The 1,346-nt window shown below is 66.6% G+C and carries 1 protein-coding gene; it reads right to left on the reverse strand.

All coding sequences use genetic code 11. The features are described from left to right. Positions 1-1,277, reverse strand: a 1,277-nt coding sequence (locus ACFYWI_RS38500) for an amino acid adenylation domain-containing protein (RefSeq protein ID WP_389240854.1), incomplete at its 3' end; no start/stop codon positions are given. Positions 1,278-1,346: the final 69 nt, after the last annotated feature.

Raw genomic sequence — 1,346 nt, forward strand, 5'->3', positions numbered from 1 at the left:
CCGGGCCGGTCCTCCCGGACGATCACCGCGACCTGACCGACGCTCCCGTGCCTTGCCAGCACCGCCTCGATCTCACCCGGCTCCACCCGGAACCCACGAACCTTCACCTGGTCATCCGCCCGGCCCGCGAACACCAGCTGCCCGTCCGGCGACCACCGGGCCAGATCACCCGTCCGATACATCCGCACACCCGACCCCACGAACGGACACGCCACAAAACGCTCCGCCGTCACCCCCGGCCGACCGAGATACCCACGAGCCATACCCGGACCCACCGCATACAACTCACCCGTCACACCCACCGGAACCGGCTTCAAAAACTCGTCCAGCACATACACCCGCGTATTGGTGATCGGCCGACCGATCGGCACCGGCCCCTCCCCCACCGAAGACAACGGCCCGCTCAACGTCACAGCCACCGTCATCTCGGTCGGACCATACCCATTGATCAACCGACGCCCCGACGACCAACGCTCCACCACCGCCGGCGGACACACCTCGGCCGCCACCACAACCGTCCCCACACTCGCAGGCAGATCCTCCACCGCCGCCAACATCGACGGCGACAAACTCACATGCGTCACCCCGAACTCCGCCGCCGCCACCTCCAACGACCCATGAGGCGGCAACCTGTCCTCACCCGCCATCACCAGCACAGCACCCGACAACAACGCCATGCACAGCTCCCACACCGACGCATCAAAACTCAACGACGCCAGCTGCAACACACGACTACCGGCATCCACCCCCACCCGATCGACCTGCGTGGCAGCCAGATTCCCGAACCCCGTATGCGTAACCACCACACCCTTCGGCGTCCCCGTCGAACCCGACGTATAAATCACATACGCCGCATCCTCCACCCGGCACTCCACCCCCACCCGCTCAGGCGACCGCGCCGCAACCGCCGCCACCACCTCCGGGGAATCGAACACCATACGAGCCACCCACGCAGGAACCACACACTCCGTCGCCACCGTGCACACCACCAGCGACACAGCCGCATCACCCAGCACAAACGCCACCCGGTCCGCCGGATACGCCGGATCCACCGGAACGAACCCCGCACCCGCCTTCACCACACCCAGCAGCACCCCGACCACATCCGCCGAACGCCCCATCACCACACCGACCAGATCACCACGACCCACACCACGCGCGATCAACTCACCCGCCACACGGTTCGCCACACGATCAAGCTCGGCATACGACCACTCCAGACCCCCACCCACCACCGCCACCGCACCCGGCGAACGAAGCACCTGAGCCTCGAACAACCCCGCCAACGTCACCGACGCAGCCCGACGATCAGTCGCATTCCACTCCCGCACCACACGAGAACGCTC

The sequence above is a fragment of the Streptomyces sp. NPDC002889 genome, from assembly GCF_042888425.1.
Classification (GTDB): domain Bacteria; phylum Actinomycetota; class Actinomycetes; order Streptomycetales; family Streptomycetaceae; genus Streptomyces.